Origin of the sequence: Sphingobium limneticum, assembly GCF_008710165.1 — a bacterium.
Taxonomy (GTDB): Bacteria; Pseudomonadota; Alphaproteobacteria; order Sphingomonadales; family Sphingomonadaceae; genus Sphingobium; species Sphingobium limneticum.
Window position 1 is genome coordinate 70,269 of the sequence record NZ_VYQA01000019.1, and the last position, 19,993, is coordinate 90,261.

Consider the following 19,993-nt stretch of genomic DNA (forward strand, 5'->3'; position numbering starts at 1 on the left):
GAGCCATGCGTCATCTCATCCGCCTGGCATGCGTCCTGTTCGGCTTGCTCGCCGCCACGCCCGCGCTGGCGATCGATGCCAGCTATCACACTTGGGACGGCTTCTCCGAGACCGTTGATGCGTTTCACTTGGTGGCGATGATCTTCGGTGATCCGCGCTATGAAACACTGGTTTTGATTGTCGCGGTGGTCGGCATCGGCCTTGGCGCGGTTATCGCCAGCATTCGGGGTGCCGGCATGGGCCTGGTTGCCTTCGGCTTTCAGATGCTGGTCGGCATCGGACTGTTTGCCGGGATGATCGCTACAACCGGCACGGTCCACATCTATGACCGGGTGCGCAACGCCTATCAGCCGGTCGGCGACGTTCCCAATCTCATCGTGCTGGTTGCCGGCGTCACCAACCTGATGGAGCGGGCGCTTGCTGAAACGATCGATGACAACACCACCGATCCCAATGCCAAGCTGGAATTTGGTGCAGGCGGCCATGCGTTCGACCTGTTCCTCAATGCAGTCTCGCCGCGCAGCCCGATCGTCGACACCTTCCTTGATGCAACGGTGAAGGATTATGTGCGGCAATGCTATCCGGTCGCGCGTGTCTCGCCGGCCTATGGCATTGATGACGATCAGCTGTTCCGCACCTCGACCGACCTTCCCGCCTCCTTTGCGGCGATGGCGGGCCCTGCGACCTTCTCGACCGTCTTCACGTCGAGCGACAAGGGCGGGACGACGATGAGCTGCGATGCAGCCTGGGACCATATTGCCGACCGTCTGTCGGATGCCACAGCGTTCGACGCTTATAGCGACCAAGTCTGCGCGCGCACCGGGTTCGATGTGAACCAGGCCAGTCAGCGCGATCGCTGCCGCCAGCAGATCGACGCGCTGGGCGACATGATGCTGGGCCAATCGATGAGCCGGCAGACGTTCCTCACCAACATCCTGCTCGGTCAGACGGTCGGCGATGTGTTGTTTGAGGATTCGCCTGCAGCCACGGCGCGGGTCATGGCGAATCGGGCGATCGTGTCCAACGGGCTTGCGACGCTTTCGACGGCCAATGCGTGGATGCCGACCATCCGGGCTTCGGTTTTCGCGATCATGCTGATGATGATGCCGATCGCGCTGCTGTTCATCCTGACGCCGATCAACCTGCGTGTTGCAAGCTTCGCGCTCGGCCTGTTCGTGTTTGTCGCGCTCTGGGGCGTGATCGATGCCGGCATTTACCAGCTCACCCTTGGCCGGGCGATGGATGTGCTGGCCGAACTGCGCGCGACCAACGTCGCGGCGGATAGCTGGATCCTTGCGCCATCGGCGGCAATGAAGGCGCTGGCCATTTTCGGCTCGTTCCGAACCGCAGCCGCGGGCCTGGCGGGCGCGTTCGTGTTCACCGTGTTCCGCTTTTCTGGCAATATGTTCACCGCGTTCACGTCAGGCATGCTCGGTGTCCAGGGCCAGGGCAGCATGGCGGCGGCAACCGTCGGGACCAGCGAGGGCTATGCCTCGGCACTGGAGGCGCAGGCTTCGGCCGGTGGCACGATGGCGCGGCGCTCCACATCGGCGGGGTTCGGCGATTTCGGCGAGCGCAGCAGTTTTGGGCTCGACCGCGCATTTTCTTCAGCCGGGTCGGTCATCGGAGAGCATGGCGGCGGCGCGACCGGAACGGCGGCGTTCGGGCTGGGCCGGGCGGATGCCGCACGGGAACTGGGCGGGCTCTCCCCTGCCCTAGTCGGACGGGATTTGAACGATCCTGGCACGGCCAGCGCCATCCGGGCCAATGCCGCAACATCCGCTATCCACAATTTTGCGCAAGGGGATGCGCTGCGCAAGCTTGGCACGAGCTACTTCGGCGAAGGCCAGGGCGGCGAACGCGCTTTTGCCGCCTTCGCGCAGAATATGGTGCAGTGGAAGGCGTTCGGCGACAGCCAAGCCTATGAGATGATGCAATCGGGGGCGAAGCGGCATTTTGAGCGCAGCGGCTATGATGCAAAGGATGCGGCGCTCAAGGCGTCGACCGTGATCGCCCAGGCCGGTGCTGATCCGACCTTCGCCAAGATCACGGCCAACGCCTTCGATCAGGAACAGATGCTTCGCAATGACCTGACTGCCGCGCAGACGCAGGTCGGCGCGATGGAGGGACGACGCGACTATGCCGACGACCGGGTTGCGGCGGTCGAGCGCGGCAATGTCGCGACGGAACAGGCCCATCGCACCGGGCATAATCAGGGCCAGCGCGAAGCCGCAGGGATGCTCGGTCTCTCGGTCACCGAGACCAGCCGGCGCATCGGGTTCATCAATGCACTTTCGGGCGAAGCGCGATCGAGCGCGATCAGCCAGCTGTCGCGCTCTACAGGGCGCAACGAAGCGCAGGTGCTGCGCGCGCTGGAAGGCTATAATGCCGCTGTTCAGGTCGGCACTGCCGACGGAGCAACAGCGCAAGCCGTGCGCGAGGGCACGAGTGTCTATAGCCGCACGCGCGAGGCCGCTGGTTATGATTTTGCCGAGCGGTCGGGCAAGCTTGATGCCCAGCGCGAGATCGGTCCTGATGGCGTGCGCAGCGCGGCCCAAATAGGCGAGCAGCGGCGCCAGGCAGACAATGCCGGTTTTGCACAAGGCGCCGCTGCCGCTGGTGTATCGGTGCGAGAAGCCGCGCGTCTGGATTCTTTCATTCGCACGCTGGCGGGCACTGCCGGAAACCAGGTCGATATGGCTGAAGGCGGTGCGGAAGGCATTGCCGATCGCGCGCGCAACGAGCGACTGACCGGCATCGTCGACAAGGAGCGCCTCACCCGCACCCAGGCACTGCTGCGCGAGCATGGCGTGGAGATGTCGAAGCGCCAGATCGCCATGGACCAGAATGGCGACATCGGCCTCAACCTGACGCCGGAACTGGCCGCGCAGATGTGGCGCGGCGGCCTGATCAACGAAAGCCAGCTTGGCGCGATCGCCAATGGCGGGCATGCCCGGTTCAGTTTTGCCCATAATGATCTGCTCGTCTCCAGCAGCACCGGGTTCAGCCAGTCTGCGCGCAACGATACCAGCACGCGGTTCGAAGCCGGCAAACAGGCGGGGCCGGACACGATCGAGCATTTTCTGGGCAGCGGGGCGCAAGGCCAGACCGCCATGGCCAACTGGTTGCGCGGCGGGTTCGAGATGGATCGGCGAGGTGACTGGCGGCTGAAACCGCAGGTCGCCGATACGCTGGAGCGCGACGTCACCGCGATTATGGTTCAGACAGGGTGGAACAGATCGCTATCGCGGATGGCAGAACATCAAACTGCAGACAATCAGACCATATCGGGCGATCTTACCGCTTCGGCAGCACGAGCTGTAGGAGCCGACGGTGGAAGCAAGGACCACAAGGGCAGCGGTAGAGGAAGCGCTGCCGGTTCGCTCACGGGCAAGGTCGGAATGGATATTGTGGATCGCGGAAGCGCCGCCGTATCCGCGCAATCATCAATCGATATTGTAAATTACGACGTTCGGGAAGCAATTGCTTCGGCTGAAAAGGCCGCTGCTCGAACCAGCAGACCAGAAGAGACTTTTGCGAAATATCTGAGTGAGCAAGTGCTTGGTGATGATGGCTTGCGCAACCGATATTTGAGGCAAGCGGATGCAGGTCGTGGGACCGTTGATGTCACAGGCCCAATAACATCAATCGAGCAGTCGTCGATTCTTAGTTCCGGTCGATTGCTGTTCGATCGCGACAATGGAATGGCGGACGGAGATTCCAGCTTTAAGGAGCGGAGGGATCCATGATGTCAGTCTTTGATCACGCCGAGATGGCGAAGGTGGCGGAAACCGGACCGAGCATCAAACGGATCAGTGTAGGGATCCATCGTCGGCGTTTGCGAAGGCTGTCCCCGCGTGATCACCCATTCGCCGCACGAAACCTTGGCTTTCAAAAACCCATAACCGAGAACCGCCACGACCGTGATCGGATTGAAGATGAAGATAAGCAGCACCATCGCGGTAGCCACGGACGTATTAATCCGATCGTACGGGATGGTTATCATGATTTCCAGGCCAATCCAGTACAGCAGCGCCGTTACCCAGTAGAGCTTCGCGTACCATGGCCGCCAAAACCAATCGGCAGCGCGCGGCGATGGCGAGCCTGCCTCATCTGTCTGCTCAACGTGATCAACATCCTGCATTTGCAGAGCCTTTCCATCTGGAAAAATAGCATAGGTTCATCCGACTGGAAACCGTTCCGCCCTGATCACCGCAGACCGATCGCCCATGGCCACCGCGATCATCTTGCCCCCTCCTTTCCTCCTGCCCTCCATCCAGCTTTGTTTTACCGTTCTAACAAATGCGCACACTTCAGATCCTGGACACGGCCGCGATGAAGAAGAAGCGGCCCAATCGAGATGTACCTCCCCGTCTTTCTACCGAAGCGGATGCCGCCATCCTACGACTTGCGCGCCTCCTGGGCCGTCAGATCGCGCGTGAACTTGATCAGGAGCGACAGCAACGAGAAAAGCGCACGGATGTCCCGCCCAAATCGTGCGAATGATGTTTGCGTGTTCAGCCCTTTCAACATCGGATGAACCATCGTCGGCCGAATGTTGCGGCAAATATGCTGCTATTCCTTGGCTGGTGTTGGCGTATTTTGCGCCGAACGGTGGTGCAATTGCGATCTTGCCCACGGAATGATTTTATCTGAAAATCATGGTCTTTCCGAAGGACGAACTTGTGCCTGCGTTTGCATTCTATCTGGTTTCCGACGAGGGCGAGCCATCTATGCGGCTGGTCGATGTGCCAGATGTTGACGCGGCGAAAACATGGGCAATGGATGCGATCAGATCTGCGTCATTTCACACCATCCGCTTCTGGGACGGTGTTCGCGTAATCGAGGTGAAACGCCCTGCGATGCGGCAACCCAGAAAGAAGCCAAGCGATGCAGAGGAGCGCGGAAAGCGTATGGTTGCCATGAAAGCCAAAGGCATGAAACAGCGCGAAATTGCCGCAGCATTTGGGATCAGCATCGGCCGGGTGCGCGATGTCATGTCACGTGAGGAGTTGCGTGCCCGGGAGGAAGCTATTCAAACCAACCGTGCCGCACTGTCGGGCCGGGCCAATAACCTGTTGCGACATTTAGTCATCGAGCCGGAAGCGGACCCTGCCGAGCGGGACCGGCTACTTCCGGGACGGGTTGCAACATTGACCCGCCGTCAAATCATGAATGTAGGCAATTCCGGCAAGGTCACTCTTGCCGAGATTGAAGCCTGGCTGTGGGAACGAGGCCTTTGTCTTAGCGCCGATATCTGAGCTGGACTTTATACCGCATTCTCCGGTGTATTCGTGGCCGGGTCAGCGGGTTGGGCCTCCTGCAACGTCCCGCGAAATGGCACAATCCATCTTCGGCGTGGGATAAGCGTTTCAAATGAGAGCAGGGCAAATGCATAAGTTGCCTAATACGACCGGCCCATTTTGCGGCAAAAGCTGGGACATTCGCGACTGTCGGCTTCGGAGAGCCAGGATTAAAGAAGCCGACGTTGACGATGTTGTGGGCGTCAGCTTTGGAGGACAAATGCTGAAACATGACGACCGTTGGCGCGGCCCGATGGGAACGACGGCTCTAACCGAAAAGCGGACGTTTAATAACTGTATTGTCGTAACAAGCGGTTCGACTAATGGCATCCTGAAGACTGCAGCAGTCGAGAGGTATGACCGTTTACCGAAAGTGGCGCGAACATGCAGACGGCCTCAAGTTTTTAGCCACTCGTCTCTGACATCCGGTGATGCGCCCCAGTCTCATGTTTGAGTAGAGCAACGGTCGGGAATCCGACGAGTGCAAGCGCCGCCCACTTCAACGGAAACGATATTCCCGATCGCTCCTTCGATATCCGCGTCATCGTATTCGATTTCGACGGGCCTATCTCGCGACCGAATGCCGCAGACTGGCAATTAACTCGAACCAGCGTCTATCTATCATGACCATTCAAGCTGAAAAATTCCGCACGGCGGGTTTCGAGAGCCTGTATAGCCTCTCCAATCCGTTGAGAGAAAATGGGCAAGCATTGGCTCAGAACGAAGGCAATGCCTCGCCCATATTCGATAGATGCCGTCAGTGCCCGGAAAACCTGGATGGAATCGCCTGGATAGATGCTTCCCTGATCGAAACGGAGTTCTTCAGGATCTTGAGATGTCGACTGCACATGGTTCATGACGCCGCGTGTGTTAGGATGAGCGCCATGATCGATGCTCGTCTCGTAGAGCGAATTTATGATCGCGCCGAGTCCGCTATGCCAGTCTTCAAGGTATTTGGCGGCATCGACAACCGCCGAGCTAAAGGCCCGGCGCGATGCCTTGCGTTCATCCTCGCCGTCGTGGCGGTTCGACCAGACCATTCCCAGTTCCGGCTTCCTGGCGATGAGCAGCGCGTAGCAAGCCGATTCCAAGCTTGTCCGGAACAGCGGATACACAGCGGCCTCATGGCCGCTCATCGCGATGCGGACACCGCTAGTCCAGATCATGAATGCATTTGAGGACAGGAACATGGGAACCTGCTGGACGGGCTGGCCGTCCGCCCACAAAGATGTTGCGAAAAACTCATAGTAGGCTGTGACAAGGGGCATGAGCGGATGATGCCCCTCAAGCAGAAGGTCCGTATTGCGATTACCCGTTCGGACATAGTCCGCGAGGCTAAGATTGATGATGACCTTCATCGCGACGCTCTTCTTGAACAGAGGTTTCAACCGGCAATTATCGGGTGCGCATCAATCGGAACAATTCGGCCTGATAGCATGCGTCGTGCAGGGCGTTATGGTCACCTGAAGACCGGGGATTAAGGCGCTTTGCCATGACGCTGGAACGTGCGTCAGCCCAGCTGCACCCCGTCGCGCCCATGAAATAGGCTTTTATGTCGAGAGCCGAAAAGCCGAACGGGTTCGAACCATGATAGGCCCAGAAATAATGGTTCACAAAGGCCCAGTCGAACGGCGCATTGAGGCCAACGAAAATGCGATCGGCAGCGGCAGGCCCGAGAGATGCGAGCCAGTCGGCGAATCCCGCCATTGCACTTTGGGGAGGCAGGCCGGTGTGGCGCAATGTCTCCATTGAAAGACCCGTAACCCGGAGCGCGTCGGGATCAAAACGGTCTCCGACCGGCTTCAGCAGGGCCTCGAATTGCATGTCCGGCTGATCGACTTTGCATGCGCCGATCGAGAGCAGGCTGAAGGCGCCAGGATAGGGGCCTGCGGTCTCTACATCCACTGATACGAAGATCGGATCGCTCATCGCACAAGCGCCTTGGCCTGCACGAGAGGCGGTCGGTTGCGAACCGCGTCCCAATGCTCTCTCAAGAGACGACGCCTATCCCGAATCGTTCCTTCGCTAGACCACAGAAACGTCGAGATAGTGTTCACGTCAAACGGCAATCGGCTGCCCTTGCGAGCGGAGACCAATGTCGGTATTGAGCGACCAAAGGCGAAGCCGAGTTCCAAAAAGCAATTGGGTCGCCCGCCCGTGAGATCCGCGACCACAAGGCTGGCGCGAGCCAGCTGGACAAAAATCTCCTCATCGATACGTGCATGCTCATGACGATGTTGATCGTCGATGACCGTCAGTTCATAACCCAGTTCATCCTCGACGACTGGCCGCACGACAGCTTCGAAATAGGAGTCGACTTCCGCGAAGTCGGGCAGCCCCGGATTAAGCAGGCGAACGGCGAAGGCGCGCGGACGCTCGAGCGCTTCCAGCAGATCGACAAGGACGGCGACCCGTTGTTCGACAGAATGGCGGGCAGGCATTTGCAGGCGGTTTACCCACCCATGCGCACTGCCCCCGTTGGTGACGCGGAAGAAGCGCGCCGCCTCGTTGTCGAGCTGTGCCTGCGTGTAGAGCTTGCGTGACCCGCGATCCTTGCCAGTTACGGCGAGGTCGAGAGGAATGACTGGCTTGCCGGCTTCATGATAGCGGTTCGCCAGATGAAGCACGCCTTCATCGCCACCTAGCGTGATGAGTATGTCGCCAAAGCGCGACTGGATATCCATGCGCCGCGCCGCCATGCTCCACTGCGCGGCGCTTTCCATATGCACTAGGTCCGTGTGCGCCATCCCATCCCACAGTGTGACGCGATCGGGTGGAATTTGCTCTTCCGTTTTATGATGTTTGACCGCGATCACCATCGGTCCCGGCACATTCAGGGGCCTTGCCGCCAGATTGGAGTGCATCGCCTCCCAGATATCCCAGTCGAAACATATTGGGTTCCCGTCAGGCCGACACGGCTCCGCATCGACCGGAACCACGAAATTGGCGCCACGTCGCACCAACTGCTGCACAAATTGAGCAAGCACCCCACGCGCATCGCTAATCGCTTCACCCGACGCAATCATCGGATCAGTGGCGAAGCTTCCGCTGATGTGTACACGGCGACCAAAGAGAGGCGAGCGTGCCATCAGATATCGTCGACTATGGGCGATGCTGCCATTGCCTTCGCGACTTCATGCAAGTGTGCGAAAGACAGTGGCGCGTCCGGATAGGCACGGGCGAGCGCGGCAGGATAAAGGCGTGTGCGAATGTCCGAGAATGTCCAGCCGGGTTTACCGCTTCGCGGGCCTGTGGCTGCGATCAGTGCCGCAATCTCTTGGCTGCTCAAGCCCAGTCCATCGAGGTCCATACGAAAAAGCTCTCCCCGTTGCTCGTCCGAGGGGCGCTGAAATGTCTCAATGATTGCCGCACGGCGCCGGACCGCCGGATCGATTGCAGAAAGACGATTGGTGCATAGGATGACGACGATCCGGCCGCCAAACTGCCGAAAATCATCGATTCCCTGTATTAGGGTGTTGACCGCGACCTTGTCCTCATGGTGGCTATGCGCTTGGGACCGTGCGGCGGCGAGACTATCTGCTTCGTCGATAATGAGAATCGCCCGGCGCCCTTTTCCTGCTGCCTTGATCACTTGCGTAAAGGCTTCGGAAAGAAGCGACCCCATCTCGCCGACCATGCCGGAGCCGCGCACCCTGTTGCTCAGCTTGAAAAGGACGGAGTCTTCAGACCGGGCCTCCGTAACCAAGCGGTTCGCGATAGTCTCAGCCATAGCGGTCTTTCCGGTACCGACGTCGCCATGAAAGAGTACCAGCGGATACTGCTCGGTGACCAGATCGCATATCGGCAATATCTTCTTATGATGGCGCTCGCTCCATCGGGCGAGCTCGCTGCCGTGCAGCAGCAACTGAAGCTGAGCATGGATGCGCGCATAGAGGGCTTCAAATCCCAGCAGGCGCGGTTCGCGGGCTGCGAGCTGCGCGCTTGGCAGGTCAATTTCGCTGTCGAAGATGCTTGGCTCGCTCATTGACCCCAATCCTTGCGCTTCATGCCAAAACTCGAGCTTGCATAGTCGCGGCCGCCAGCCGCGGCCAAGCCTGCATGGCTTGTGTCCTCTGAAGTCGCGTGCCACTTGACCTTGAAAAGCTTGCTCAAGCTGGCTTCAGCTTCTGCCGTATAACTCGATGTGTGGCTCAAGATGATCCTCAAACGCGGCGATGGCACGCGGGGCCATAATGCACCTGGCCGGCTCGACGTCCAGCCACCGGCCTCGCTGCTGGGGGTGAAGCGAACAGCTTGCCGCTCGGCGCCGTAGCTCAGCAATGTAACGTCGACCCAGGCTAGATGGCCGCGCTTGACGAGCAGTTCGATATCATGCGCATAAAGTCGGGCGGTATCCTCGCTCCAGCAGCCCGTGCTATTTGCGATCATGATGAGATCCGCCTTCACCCGGCGCATGACGCTTTCGATATCCGTATCGGTGTAGGTCGCGCTTTGCGAGCGCGTGAGCGTCAAACTCATAGTCAGTCCTCCACCCGGAATTTCTTGCCGAACAGATCTTTCCAGAGGTCATTGTCATTCTCGGCCGAAGCGAATTGAGCGGCGTACCAGGCATCTTCAGCCGCCTTGACGATCTCGACCCGCTCGGCTTCCGAAATGCGGCTGGTCACATTGTTAAGGCTGTAGACCGGATCGAGCACGACGACCGGATCGGAGAAGCTGCCGAATGGCGCTTCGTTCTCGGGGAACTGAATTTTCTCCTTGAGGCCGGACTGCGCGATGTAGAGCAGGAAGTTGCGAAAGCGGTGTTCGATCGATCCCCCCGACCCGTTAATCGCGACGACATGGGCCATGATCAGTTCGATGGCGAAGGACTTAAGGGGCTTGAGCTCAGCAAAATTCCGCCACTTCTTGGCCATGCGCACAAGCGTTCGAAAGTCCCCATCCTGTGTCTTGCGATCGCGTACGAACTGGATCTGGCCCGGCGGGTTGGTAAGAACTCTCGAGCCATCGTGAATGTCGAACTGCCAGCCGAAGCCAGGCCGTCCAGCGATTTCGATCACAGGGACGATGTCGACACTGAGACCGCTGCGAACGAATTTCACTGTCGCCGCCTTGCGCTGCAGTTCGAAGTCGGCAACAGACTTGTTAGGATATTGCTTGACCAGCAGCTCAAAGATTTTGTCGCTGAGACCAGCAAGCGATGATGCGTCGATGCTCTGTCCGGCGATGTAGAAGATGACGTCAACGTCCACCGGGTCAATAGAGGTTTTCTGGAGAATGGTGAACTTGGCGAAAGACCCTGCTTTGAAAACTCGAGTGACCTTCAACTCCGTTTGATCGCGGATATTGGCGCGAAGATCCTCTACCAGGCGATCCACCTGAGCATGATATTGCTTGCGGCTCTCTGCGGTAAGCCGAAGTATATTGCTATCGAAGTAGCGTATCTGAGCATTGTTGAGAGGCATGGCTCGGTCCTGATGATGGCGGCGCGCCATCGAGGGCAGCGCACATTTGATTTGACTATGCGAGCGACTGGTATCATATGATCCCATGACCGTCAACGAGGATGACTTCAAAAGGGAAAGCGGTCGAGCTAATGGTGTCAGATGATGTTAAAAGGCAGCTCTGCGCGCTTGCTCGATCAAGCCGCACCCGAACGGCGGTCTTCAATCCGTCGCGTCCGACGCATTGGGCTCCTTATGAGGTTCGTTGCCCGGACTCAGGTGATACCTTCACCGCAGACTCGGCCTGGCATTTTGTCGCCGACATGATCGAGGGTGGCGCTGAGATGGAGACTATCAGCCTGGCCAAGCCGGCTGGGAAGACAGGCTATGTCATGATCGTCGAAGGCTTTGGCGGCGAAAAAATCTATATCAAGCTGCAGCTCGGGAGCGGGCAAGTGATCGGCCGCAGCTTCCATATCAGTGTGAACGAGGACCAGTTATGAGCAGTATCAGCAGTCACGAGGCAGAGCATGCTGCGATGGTAGAGTGCGCGATCTGCGGTGAAGCCACCGGCATTCTGTCGATACAAGAACAGGAATTCGCCTATCGTGATGGCCAGCACGAGGTGCTGCTGCACGCGAACATACCAGTGATCAGCTGCCAAGCCTGTGAAGAGGCTTATACAGCCCCTGGTGCCGAGGAGGCCCAGCATGAGGCGGTTTGCCATCACTTGGGTCGATTGGCGCCTGTCGAAATTCGTGCGTTGCGCACGCGCCTTGGCGTCAGTCAGGCGAAGCTGGCCGAACTCACCCATATTGGTATCGCATCGATCAAGCGCTGGGAGGCTGGCTCCCACATCCAGAATGCCTCGCTCGACGCAAAACTGCGCGCACTGGGTGGTGGGCCGCAGGAGTTTCCCATACGATCGGGCTTTCGGTTCCACTTCCCGCCAAAGCCGGAGGCATGTGAAGCAGCTCGCAGGTGGCGTCTGCGTCAGGACTATAGTTCCATGCATTCGCAGCGCGAACTGGAGGCTGCCTGATGTTCGTCGTGACCTTCTATTCCTATAAAGGAGGCGTGGGTCGCACCATGGCGTTGGTGAATATCGCCGTCGCCGAGGCACGGCTTGGCAAGCGTGTCCTGGTTGTCGATTTTGATCTCGAGGCACCGAGCCTCCCTAGCTACAAGGTTTTCGAAAGTTCAGGCTGCGGCAGCGGAGTTGTCGATTACATCACCAGCTATCGCGAGACGGGCATCGCCCCTGACGCGCAGCAGTTCATTTCGCAATGTGACGTGGATGGCGCGCCGATCTGGATCATGCCGGCAGGCCGGCATACCGATGCAGGGTATACAGTGGCGCTCAATTCGATCGATTGGCAGGATCTATACGAACATCAGGAAGGCTATCTGATGTTCGAAGATCTTAAGCGTCAGTGGGAGTCGCTCGACTTTGACTACGTCCTGATCGACAGCAGGACGGGGCATACCGATGTGGGGGGCATCTGCACGCGGCAGCTGCCCGATGCTGTCGTCATCATGTTTCTGCCCACCACGCAGAATATCGGTGGCCTAGGGCCGATCGTGGACAGCATCATCGAGGAGAATAAAGCCCGCAAGAAGGACATTGCGCTCCATTTCTGCGCCTCGAATGTCCCCGATCTTGATGATGAAAAGGGCATTCTCACAGAGGCGCTTAACTCAGCGAGCGAGCGCCTCTATAAGGAGGACCCGATCACAATCGTACATCATTACAGCAGTCTGGATGTTCTGACGCAGACTGCCTTTGTTCAGTCGCGCCCAAACTCGCGCCTTTCGAAAGAATATGAAACGCTCCGGCAGGCGATCGTGTCGCTCAACTTCGAGGATCGCGAAGGTGCGATCGTATCCTTGCAGGGCATGCCCGATGTCTACGAGGCTGCGCGCCAGCAAAATCGGACCAAGGTACGGGACAAGCTTCTTGAGCAGACCAGGGATATTCGCTCCTTCCATCCAAATGATGGCGAAATCGCCTTTCTGGCAGCACGGGTATTGAGTGACGTCGGAGATAGTGCAGGTGAGATCGAGGCTTTAAACGTCGCGATTGAGCGAGGCTTCTCGGTAGACCGATCGCGTCTGGCTCGGGCCTATTGCTATCTTGCGGCCAATCAGCCGGACACCGCTATAGAGGACTTGACCGTCCTTCTGCAGACGCAGACCGCGACGGTGTTCGAGGTGGGGCCGGCGTTGCAGCTGCTGAATGGAATTCGCGGATGGAAGCCACAGTTTGAGGTTGTGCTGGATCGACCGGATGAAGATTTCGCCACGGTTGTGGCGCTGTCAAATTATATCATGAGCATCCGTGAGGCGCTGCCAGCCATGGCGCGCAGATTTGAACGCAGCATCGATTCGACGCTGCTCACCCCCCGTATGCGACGTTATGCCCTCAACCATGCCATTCTTTGTCACATCGGCTCAGGTAACTTTGCGCGCGCAAAGGAACTGATCGCGATTGATCCGACGGAACTGTCGCCGAACATAACGCTGCAGGATCTGTTCAACTACGGCATCGCCGATTGGGGCGAAACCGGCGCACCGAATTCGGATATTTTCGCCAAAGTGATTGAGCAGGCGTTGTCGCTCAAAGGCTTGCCGGCAGAAGACAGCAATGTTCGGCAATGTCTCGCGCTTGCGCACAGCGTTGTGGGCGACAAGGATGCAGCCCGACAGGCGCTTCAGGATGCACTCAGTGTGGCCTCCCAAAGCCCAGGCGAGATGGTGTTCGACTGCTGGCTGTATCTGAACGTGTTCGGCGAGGAGATGATGACGGATCTCAACGAGATGAGCGATGTCCTGGCGGCTGATAAGACGCTTGAACCGAAATTTTTCGGCGAGGTTCGGCGGTTACTGAACTGAGCCCTCATCACCGAATCCCTTCTGAGCGAGGCGTTGACCGGTCGTATGCGGAACACCATCGGTCAATCAGGCGTTGCTTGGGTCTGGATAGTGTGTATCTATGCTCTGCCACGGCATGGATCGCCACCACGTCAGCAATTTATTAACCTTGGCCTCCTATTTTTGAGGCTGCTTTGATGGGGAGAGTTGAGATGGTCTACAAACCGGAATGGGATGAATAACATTCTCAGTCTCGATCAATCAAAAACGGCTGGCGGTAACGCCAGCCTTTTTTGTTGGCGACGTTGACGGCAAAGTCGTCTTGCGGTGACAATTTCTAAGGTAAGCATGTGCCTGTGGCGCTGATGGTTATCCACCGAAAATGGAAATAAGGGGTGCCCACACTGGCGCTGCAGCTATCGCCGTGCCCGCAGCGCCTCCGATCGCGCCTTCGACGATTGTCTTTAGAGATTTGCCTGCGGACTTAATGATAGACGGGTCCGGCTCGTCCATCAGCTGTGCTTCGATGGTCGCTACCTGCGCGTCGGCTTTCCGTCGCTGCGCGTCATCAAGCCCAAGCTCATCTACATGTTGCCGGTAGAGCGCGACGATCGAACGAAGGTCATCCGACGAATAGGTCGTCGTCTGTATCCCATTGCCACCGGATGAAATATGCTGAAGAGGCGAGTTGTGCATCTCTCCAATATTGTAGATTACGCCAGATGGTTCTCGAGAACTTTGCTCTGCTCGCTTCCTGGCGCTAGATGAAAGATCGACGTAAAGCATCGCGCCTGTCGGATTAAGCACCGAACCTTCTTCAAAAAGGGCCTCTGCAACGTTGGTGAGGCGATCGCGATTCCATTCTGGGAAATACTTAATGGCAGCATCCTGGATAGATGGTCGCTTCCCACCCTGTCCTAGCTGAAACAATGCTTGGAGAAGATCCTTTTTGTCCTCTTCAGTTGCCATGTCCGATTTTGCATCCTGAAACGGCTCGCCATGTGCGTGCTCTTCCACATATACAGCGAAGTCTCGGTTAAAAGGAATGATGACCGCCGCCGTTATCTTTCGAATGTTTGCTACAAATTTGCTACCGCTGTAATAGTAGGTGTGAGAGAAATTCAAGAACCAGTCAGGGGCTGCGGCGCCACGCTCGATTATATGTATGACTAGGCCCAGCTCTTCCTTACGGCTTGCGGGCCAGTTCAAGCGTGCACTGCCCATCATGCTGCCGCCTTGGTTCGCCCGCTCTAAGAATGCGTCGAAGTCAGCAGCTGCGCGAAGATCACTCGTAATGGCGGCAAGATCGGACCCATTAAGGGTCTGAGCTAGTCGCTCAAGTGGTCGCTCGTATGTGTTATAATCAGCGGACTGCAGGTCGAGGACCGCGTTGTTCAGATCCCGCAGAGCAGACTTTACAGTCATTCTTCGTCTTCCTGCTTGCTCCGAGCTTCGGAAGCACGTTCTAGGATGGCTTGTCGATACCTCTCCTTGACCTCACTGACGATGCCTTCGATCATGTCATTACGGCTGTAGTCGCCGACACGCTCATCGACCGCTTCCTCCATTTTCTGGATAGCGACCTCGATGCTTTGCGGGTCGTTCGGATCGAAGTTTACAGTACCGATCTCGCCGTCCAACGCCGCAATCGCTTTCTCAAGCTCTTTCATTTTCCGCGACAGCTCGTTTAAACCCTTGATCACACCACTCGCTCCTGTGGTCCGTTTCCGCCCCGCCAAGATGGCGCAGACATGCTCGCGAGTCACGCAGACTTATCGACAGTGGGTAGAGGTGACGTGATGGAAACCGAAGCATGTCGCCACGTCGAAGCTGCGCGGCTGATCACGTCAGGCGGACGGCTATCGAGCTATGATTGTTCAGATCGGCTTAATTAGCCCAAGCGTGCGGCGCACCCGTTGCCGCCAAATTACCTTTCGGGTTCCCTATGTATCCGTGCGCAACGTCATGCCGTCAAAGCCAAATTCTTCCACGATATGGTTCTGCGTCGAGGCAGTCTGCAGACGATAGCGGTCGTCGGGTTTGCAGATCGCCGATCGTCCGGTCGATCGCGATGAGACGGAGCGAAACGGCCCAACGGAAAGTGCGTCGCGCCGCAAAAGCGGACGGTCTGCAGCTGGGAAACTAAAAATTGCTGCTGAACGTCTTGGCAGGTGAAGGGTTTCGGACGCTTGCGTACGAAAGCCTCCCATGCAGGAACCCGCGGGCCCAGCAGGATGACCTATGGGGATTTAAGCTTTGGGCTGGTTTTGTCGAGTGGAGCGGAGGCGTCGATTGACGCGCGACGCTGGCAGCGCAGCCGGCGTTGGGGTGCTTTAGGTATATGTCGGCGGGTTTTGCCGTGACGCTGCCAGGGTCCGAAGTCGGGATAGCCGATGGCAGGCACAAGCCTTGTCCCTGGCCACAGCGCGGGGCGCAGGGCCATTGTTGCAGGTTGATCATGCCGGGTCATGACGCGAACTCCCGGATCGGGAGGAGCAACGGTGGCGGTGCTCGTGGCTGACACCAGCGTGCGAAAGTCTCGATGACGACCATCCGCCCGCCACAACACGGACATGGTGAGCAGGTGTCGAGCGGAGCATCAGGCGTCGGCACCTCCGGCTCAGACGGAACGGCCAGCAGTCTGCGGGCGAGCGCGAGATTGTCCCTGCGCGCTGCGCTGGCGAGCAGGCCGTAGTGTCGGATGCGATGGAAGCCACGCGGCAGGACATGCAGCAGGAAGCGGCGGATAAACTCGTTGGCGGTCAGGGTCATGATCTGGTGGCGTTCAGCGCCGTCGTGTCGATAATCCTTGTAGCGGAGCGTGACGCCGTCCTGGTCGAAGCTGATCAACCGCCGGTTCGAGATGGCTACCCGGTGGGTATAGCGCGACAGATAGGCGAGCACTGCCTCGGGACCAGCAAAGGGTGGTTTTGCGTACACAACCCAGCGCTTTTGCCGCACCGGTGCCAGGTGCCGCAGGAAGGTCCGGCGGTCAGCCAGATTGCTCATGGCTCCAAAGAAGTTGAGTTGCCCTGCATCATGAAGGGCGATGAGCCGGGTAAGGAAGAGGCGGCGGAAAAGCTTGCCCAGAACACGTACCGGCAGGAGGAAGGCGGGACGCGAGGATATCCAGCGCGTCCCGTCGTGCGCGATGCCCCCGCCTGGCACGATCATGTGGACATGGGGATGGTGGGTCATGGCTGATCCCCATGTATGGAGCACCGCCGTGATGCCGATCCGGGCACCCAGATGCCTGGGATCGGCGGCAATGGTCATCATCGTCTCTGACGCTGCCCGGAACAGCAGATCATAGACCAGCATCTTGTTCTGCCATGCGATGTTGGCGATCTGGGCCGGAAGCGTGAACACGACATGAAAGTAGCCGACCGGCAGCAGGTCGGCCTCACGCTCGGCCAGCCAGGTGCGCGCGGCTGCGCCCTGGCACTTGGGGCAGTGTCGGTTCCGACAGCTGTTATAGGCGATCCGCCAATGCCCGCAGTCCTCGCAGGCCTCGACATGGCCGCCCAGAGCAGCGGTGCGGCAATGTTCAACCGCGGACATCACCCTGAGCTGGTGCAGGCTGAGATGACCGGCATGTGCTATCCGGTAAGCAGGCCCGGCGGACCGGAAGATGTCGGCGACCTCAATGTTGGGGCGCACCGCCTCAACCGGCGGGCACCTTCCCCTCCATCAACGCCATCAGCTTGTCGAGCGGGCCCGATACGGCGTGGATCGTTCGGGTGGAGACCTTGGTATAGAGAGCCGTCGTCTCGAGTTTGCTGTGGCCAAGCAGGACCTGGATCACGCGGATATCGACATTCTGTTCCAGGAGATGCGTTGCGAAGGAGTGACGCAGGGTGTGTGGGCTGACGCGTTTGCGGATTCCCGCCACTTCGGCAGCCTCCTGAACGGCCCGGTGCAGTTGCCGCGTCGATATTGGATCAGTGATATTCTGGCCTGGGAACAGCCAGCCATGCGGGATCAGGACACCGTGCTTCCTGCCCTCGCGCCACCACATCCGCAGCAGTTCGAGCAGTTGCGGCGAAAGCATGGCATTACGGTCCTTGCCGCCCTTGCCCTGTTCGATACGGATCAGCATACGCTGGCTGTCGATATCGTCGACCTTGAGGTGGGCAACCTCCGACACACGCAGGCCCGCGCCGTAGGCCACGCCCAACGCCGCCTTATACTTGATACTCGCGGCGGCCTGGAGCAACTGCGCGGCTTCTTCGACGCTCAGCACTTGCGGTAGTCGGGGCACGTTACGGGTGATCACCAGTGCGCCTGACAGATCCCGCCGCTTGAGCGTGGTCGTGAACAGGAAGCGCAGCGCCGACACCGCGCCGTTGATCGTGCTCGGCCTGACGCCGCTCTCATGCTGCATTAACTGAAAGCTGCGCAGATCCTCTTCCGTTGCCGTATCGGGCGGGCGGCCCAGAAAGGCGGCCAGACGCTTCACATGGCGGATATAATCCTTCTGTGTATGGGCCCCAAGACCTCGCATCATCATGTCGTGCTGCATCCGCTGACGCAGTGGGCTGATCGGAGCAGTATTGATCGAGACAGTCATGGCAAGTTCCTCTTCGTTGAAGGAACTTCCAACCTCAGACGGCGACCTCGCCCCGCCAAAGGCCCTTATTTACAGCACTACGACGCCCCACGCGACCCTCCCGCGCAGCGGGTTCGTGCATGGGTCGTTTTTGCTGGGCTCGGCAGCCGGGTTCTGGGACACCGCGTAATTGATGTAACCACCCTCGTGCATGGTACGAAGTCGCCTTGGCGCTTCAATGCAGGAGGGTGACCGATGTCGATTTATGCAGGATTAGACGTGAGTGACAAGACGACGCATATCTGCGTGGTCGAGGCCGATGGTAAGGTTTTGCGGCGCGATGTTGTCGCGAGCGATCCCGATGTTTTGGCCAAGTGGCTCACCCGGCATTGGCCGGACCTCGTACGCGTTGTGCTGGAAACCGGAACGCTATCGACCTTCCTCTACCATGGACTGGCCGAACGTGGTGTCGCGGTCGAGTGTATATGTGCGCGGCACGCCAAGGGCGTCCTCTCTGCACGTGTGAACAAGAGCGATGTCCACGACGCAGAAGGACTTGCTCAGCTGGCGCGCACCGGCTGGCTCAAGCGTGTCCATATGAAGGCGTCCGCCACGCATATCGACAGGGCCGCGCTGCGCATCCGCGCCCTGCTCATCACCGCGCGGACATCCATGGCCAACCAACTGCGTGGACTTTTAAAGCTCTTCGGCCTTCGTATGGGCACAGCCAGAACACCTGGCCGGCGTGCCGAACGCCTGACTGCCTTCTATGCCCAGCGCCCTGACCTGAAGGCGCTGTTCGCCCCACTCATTGCATCCATGGAAGCGGTTGAGGAACAGCTGCGCGCATCCAATAGCCTGCTCACTGACCGGGCAAAGGCGGATGAGGTTTGCACTCGGCTGATGAGCGTTCCTGGCGTTGGACCGATCACTGCGCTCACCTACACCTCGACCATTGAGGATCCGCACCGTTTTGCGAGAAGCGACGATGTCGGCGCCTATGCAGGGCTCGTACCCCGACGTAGCCAATCAGGAGAACGCGACACTAGCGGGCACATCTCGAAGGCTGGCGACCCCATGTTGCGCAAGGCGCTCTATGAAGCCGCCAACGTCGCGCTGTCACAAGTGAAGAGGCCATTCGCCCTTCAGGCTTGGGGCAGGAAAATGGCCGAAGCCAAAGGCGCCAAGCGTGCCAGAACGGCGGTCGCGCGCAAGACTCCATTCGCTTTGGCTGAACGAGACGGAGTTCCGCTGGGCCTGAGCCCGGCGTTCTCTTCCCGATTAGCCATGCCCAGGACGATCTCGTCAGGAAAGTAGGGGGTCAAACCTCGTTTGGGACATAGAGACGTCCACCTATTCCGCTCGGCCGCGATCATGAACGCTCGGACGAAAAGCTGCCTCAGCTGTCCGATGACCTCCAAGACCACCATTGGCGAACGGGAAAATGGAAGAGAAATGCCACAATCAATTAGACAACTTTGCCGCCTTTCCTGACCAAGCTATGGAGCGACGGCTTATGCCGGGACCCGTCATTCCGCAAGGCAACCACTATTCGCCTAGGATTCGGTCGCGAGTTGCCTTGAGCGACCCGCAACGCTGAGATCGGCCGCCGTGACTGCATCGGGTCCGGTGCTGGACCGCTTCATCGCAACTTTGGTCAGCCGGCTCGCCATCAACCGAGCGGCATGATGCCGCTCGGTTGATGGCGAGCCGGCGCGAAGATCGCAAGAGTATGACGGTGATCAACCAGATGACAGGCGAGCGGTTCGCGGTGATTGACCAGATCGTGCTGGGGATGGTTCGCAATACGGCCGAAATGGTGTTCACCATCGGCTCTATCGCGATCATCACCTAGAGGAGGGGCT

The 19,993-nt window shown here is 58.7% G+C and carries 18 protein-coding genes; 7 read left to right on the top strand and 11 right to left on the bottom strand.

Going from position 1 to position 19,993, the window contains the following annotated elements; translation table 11 throughout:
- Positions 1 to 5: 5 nt before the first annotated feature.
- Positions 6 to 3,749 carry a conjugal transfer protein TraG N-terminal domain-containing protein gene (locus F4U95_RS20275; RefSeq protein ID WP_120252700.1) on the top strand — a complete coding sequence of 1,248 codons (3,744 nt, stop codon included), beginning with the start codon at positions 6 to 8 and terminating at the stop codon, positions 3,747 to 3,749.
- A 2-nt stretch (positions 3,750 to 3,751) separates the two neighbouring features.
- Here the strand turns inward: F4U95_RS20275 and F4U95_RS20280 are convergent, their stop codons facing one another.
- Positions 3,752 to 4,144, bottom strand: a complete 393-nt coding sequence (locus tag F4U95_RS20280) for a hypothetical protein (RefSeq protein ID WP_120252699.1) — start codon at positions 4,142 to 4,144, stop codon at positions 3,752 to 3,754.
- 517 nt (positions 4,145 to 4,661) lie between these two features.
- Here F4U95_RS20280 and F4U95_RS20285 point away from each other — a divergent pair.
- Entirely contained in the window at positions 4,662 to 5,261 is a 600-nt protein-coding gene (locus F4U95_RS20285) for a hypothetical protein (RefSeq protein WP_120252697.1), read from the top strand.
- Between the two features lie 656 nt (positions 5,262 to 5,917).
- Here the strand turns inward: F4U95_RS20285 and F4U95_RS20290 are convergent.
- The 6 genes from F4U95_RS20290 to F4U95_RS20315 are packed head-to-tail and all read right to left on the bottom strand — an operon-like array spanning position 5,918 to position 10,729.
- Positions 5,918 to 6,661, bottom strand: coding sequence for a hypothetical protein (locus F4U95_RS20290; RefSeq protein ID WP_145986282.1), 744 nt, complete (start codon positions 6,659 to 6,661; stop codon positions 5,918 to 5,920).
- Between the two features lie 37 nt (positions 6,662 to 6,698).
- On the bottom strand, positions 6,699 to 7,232 hold the full coding sequence (locus tag F4U95_RS20295; protein ID WP_120252695.1) for a 3'-5' exonuclease: 534 nt from the start codon (positions 7,230 to 7,232) through the stop codon (positions 6,699 to 6,701).
- Positions 7,229 to 8,392 (bottom strand): hypothetical protein, encoded by a 1,164-nt coding sequence (locus F4U95_RS20300; protein ID WP_120252694.1) that lies wholly within the window; start codon positions 8,390 to 8,392, stop codon positions 7,229 to 7,231. Before F4U95_RS20300 ends, F4U95_RS20295 begins: the two co-directional genes overlap by 4 nt.
- Positions 8,392 to 9,288, bottom strand: a complete 897-nt coding sequence (locus F4U95_RS20305; protein ID WP_120252693.1) for an AAA family ATPase — start codon at positions 9,286 to 9,288, stop codon at positions 8,392 to 8,394. The genes F4U95_RS20300 and F4U95_RS20305 overlap by 1 nt, the downstream gene beginning before the upstream one ends.
- The gene (locus F4U95_RS20310; protein WP_120252692.1) at positions 9,285 to 9,782 is read right to left on the bottom strand and encodes an HORMA-1 domain-containing protein; all 498 of its coding nucleotides are present in this window, start codon (positions 9,780 to 9,782) and stop codon (positions 9,285 to 9,287) included. The genes F4U95_RS20305 and F4U95_RS20310 overlap by 4 nt, the downstream gene beginning before the upstream one ends.
- Positions 9,783 to 9,784: 2 nt before the next feature.
- On the bottom strand, positions 9,785 to 10,729 hold the full coding sequence (locus F4U95_RS20315; protein ID WP_120253492.1) for a CBASS oligonucleotide cyclase: 945 nt from the start codon (positions 10,727 to 10,729) through the stop codon (positions 9,785 to 9,787).
- Positions 10,730 to 10,860: 131 nt separating this feature from the next.
- Between F4U95_RS20315 and F4U95_RS20320 the strand changes: the two genes are divergently transcribed.
- The 3 genes from F4U95_RS20320 to F4U95_RS20330 are packed head-to-tail and all read left to right on the top strand — an operon-like array spanning position 10,861 to position 13,600.
- Positions 10,861 to 11,211 (top strand): hypothetical protein, encoded by a 351-nt coding sequence (locus F4U95_RS20320; RefSeq protein WP_150426799.1) that lies wholly within the window; start codon positions 10,861 to 10,863, stop codon positions 11,209 to 11,211.
- Positions 11,208 to 11,750, top strand: coding sequence for a type II TA system antitoxin MqsA family protein (locus F4U95_RS20325; protein WP_120252690.1), 543 nt, complete (start codon positions 11,208 to 11,210; stop codon positions 11,748 to 11,750). Before F4U95_RS20320 ends, F4U95_RS20325 begins: the two co-directional genes overlap by 4 nt.
- On the top strand, positions 11,750 to 13,600 hold the full coding sequence (locus F4U95_RS20330; protein ID WP_120252689.1) for a tyrosine-protein kinase family protein: 1,851 nt from the start codon (positions 11,750 to 11,752) through the stop codon (positions 13,598 to 13,600). The genes F4U95_RS20325 and F4U95_RS20330 overlap by 1 nt, the downstream gene beginning before the upstream one ends.
- Positions 13,601 to 13,948: 348 nt before the next feature.
- On the opposite strand, the gene F4U95_RS20335 is transcribed toward F4U95_RS20330, so the two are convergent.
- The 4 genes from F4U95_RS20335 to F4U95_RS20350 all read right to left on the bottom strand — a co-directional run bounded on the left by F4U95_RS20335 (position 13,949) and on the right by F4U95_RS20350 (position 18,149).
- A complete protein-coding gene (locus tag F4U95_RS20335; protein ID WP_120252688.1) occupies positions 13,949 to 15,004 on the bottom strand; it encodes a hypothetical protein in 1,056 nt (351 codons plus the stop codon).
- Entirely contained in the window at positions 15,001 to 15,282 is a 282-nt protein-coding gene (locus F4U95_RS20340) for a hypothetical protein (protein WP_232016536.1), read from the bottom strand. Before F4U95_RS20340 ends, F4U95_RS20335 begins: the two co-directional genes overlap by 4 nt.
- Before the next feature lie 763 nt (positions 15,283 to 16,045).
- Positions 16,046 to 17,239, bottom strand: coding sequence for an IS91 family transposase (locus F4U95_RS20345; protein ID WP_120252687.1), 1,194 nt, complete (start codon positions 17,237 to 17,239; stop codon positions 16,046 to 16,048).
- Positions 17,240 to 17,243: 4 nt separating this feature from the next.
- Positions 17,244 to 18,149, bottom strand: a complete 906-nt coding sequence (locus F4U95_RS20350) for a tyrosine-type recombinase/integrase (protein ID WP_120252686.1) — start codon at positions 18,147 to 18,149, stop codon at positions 17,244 to 17,246.
- 234 nt (positions 18,150 to 18,383) lie between these two features.
- Here F4U95_RS20350 and F4U95_RS20360 point away from each other — a divergent pair, with 234 nt between their 5' ends.
- Complete coding sequence (locus F4U95_RS20360; protein ID WP_120252685.1) at positions 18,384 to 19,445, top strand: IS110 family RNA-guided transposase; 1,062 nt, start codon at positions 18,384 to 18,386, stop codon at positions 19,443 to 19,445.
- 385 nt (positions 19,446 to 19,830) lie between these two features.
- The gene (locus F4U95_RS24645) at positions 19,831 to 19,983 is read left to right on the top strand and encodes a hypothetical protein (RefSeq protein ID WP_161600419.1); all 153 of its coding nucleotides are present in this window, start codon (positions 19,831 to 19,833) and stop codon (positions 19,981 to 19,983) included.
- The last annotated feature ends 10 nt before the right edge of the window (positions 19,984 to 19,993 follow it).

Bases quoted from the DNA above. Each gene is read 5' to 3' on its own strand.
- F4U95_RS20275 (WP_120252700.1), top strand. From the start codon at position 6: ATGCGTCATCTCATCCGCCTGGCATGCGTCCTGTTCGGCTTGCTCGCC.
- F4U95_RS20280 (WP_120252699.1), bottom strand. From the start codon at position 4,144: ATGCAGGATGTTGATCACGTTGAGCAGACAGATGAGGCAGGCTCGCCA.
- F4U95_RS20285 (WP_120252697.1), top strand. From the start codon at position 4,662: ATGGTCTTTCCGAAGGACGAACTTGTGCCTGCGTTTGCATTCTATCTG.
- F4U95_RS20290 (WP_145986282.1), bottom strand. From the start codon at position 6,661: ATGAAGGTCATCATCAATCTTAGCCTCGCGGACTATGTCCGAACGGGT.
- F4U95_RS20295 (WP_120252695.1), bottom strand. From the start codon at position 7,232: ATGAGCGATCCGATCTTCGTATCAGTGGATGTAGAGACCGCAGGCCCC.
- F4U95_RS20300 (WP_120252694.1), bottom strand. From the start codon at position 8,392: ATGGCACGCTCGCCTCTCTTTGGTCGCCGTGTACACATCAGCGGAAGC.
- F4U95_RS20305 (WP_120252693.1), bottom strand. From the start codon at position 9,288: ATGAGCGAGCCAAGCATCTTCGACAGCGAAATTGACCTGCCAAGCGCG.
- F4U95_RS20310 (WP_120252692.1), bottom strand. From the start codon at position 9,782: ATGAGTTTGACGCTCACGCGCTCGCAAAGCGCGACCTACACCGATACG.
- F4U95_RS20315 (WP_120253492.1), bottom strand. From the start codon at position 10,729: ATGCCTCTCAACAATGCTCAGATACGCTACTTCGATAGCAATATACTT.
- F4U95_RS20320 (WP_150426799.1), top strand. From the start codon at position 10,861: ATGGTGTCAGATGATGTTAAAAGGCAGCTCTGCGCGCTTGCTCGATCA.
- F4U95_RS20325 (WP_120252690.1), top strand. From the start codon at position 11,208: ATGAGCAGTATCAGCAGTCACGAGGCAGAGCATGCTGCGATGGTAGAG.
- F4U95_RS20330 (WP_120252689.1), top strand. From the start codon at position 11,750: ATGTTCGTCGTGACCTTCTATTCCTATAAAGGAGGCGTGGGTCGCACC.
- F4U95_RS20335 (WP_120252688.1), bottom strand. From the start codon at position 15,004: ATGACTGTAAAGTCTGCTCTGCGGGATCTGAACAACGCGGTCCTCGAC.
- F4U95_RS20350 (WP_120252686.1), bottom strand. From the start codon at position 18,149: ATGACTGTCTCGATCAATACTGCTCCGATCAGCCCACTGCGTCAGCGG.
- F4U95_RS20360 (WP_120252685.1), top strand. From the start codon at position 18,384: ATGTCGATTTATGCAGGATTAGACGTGAGTGACAAGACGACGCATATC.
- F4U95_RS24645 (WP_161600419.1), top strand. From the start codon at position 19,831: ATGGCGAGCCGGCGCGAAGATCGCAAGAGTATGACGGTGATCAACCAG.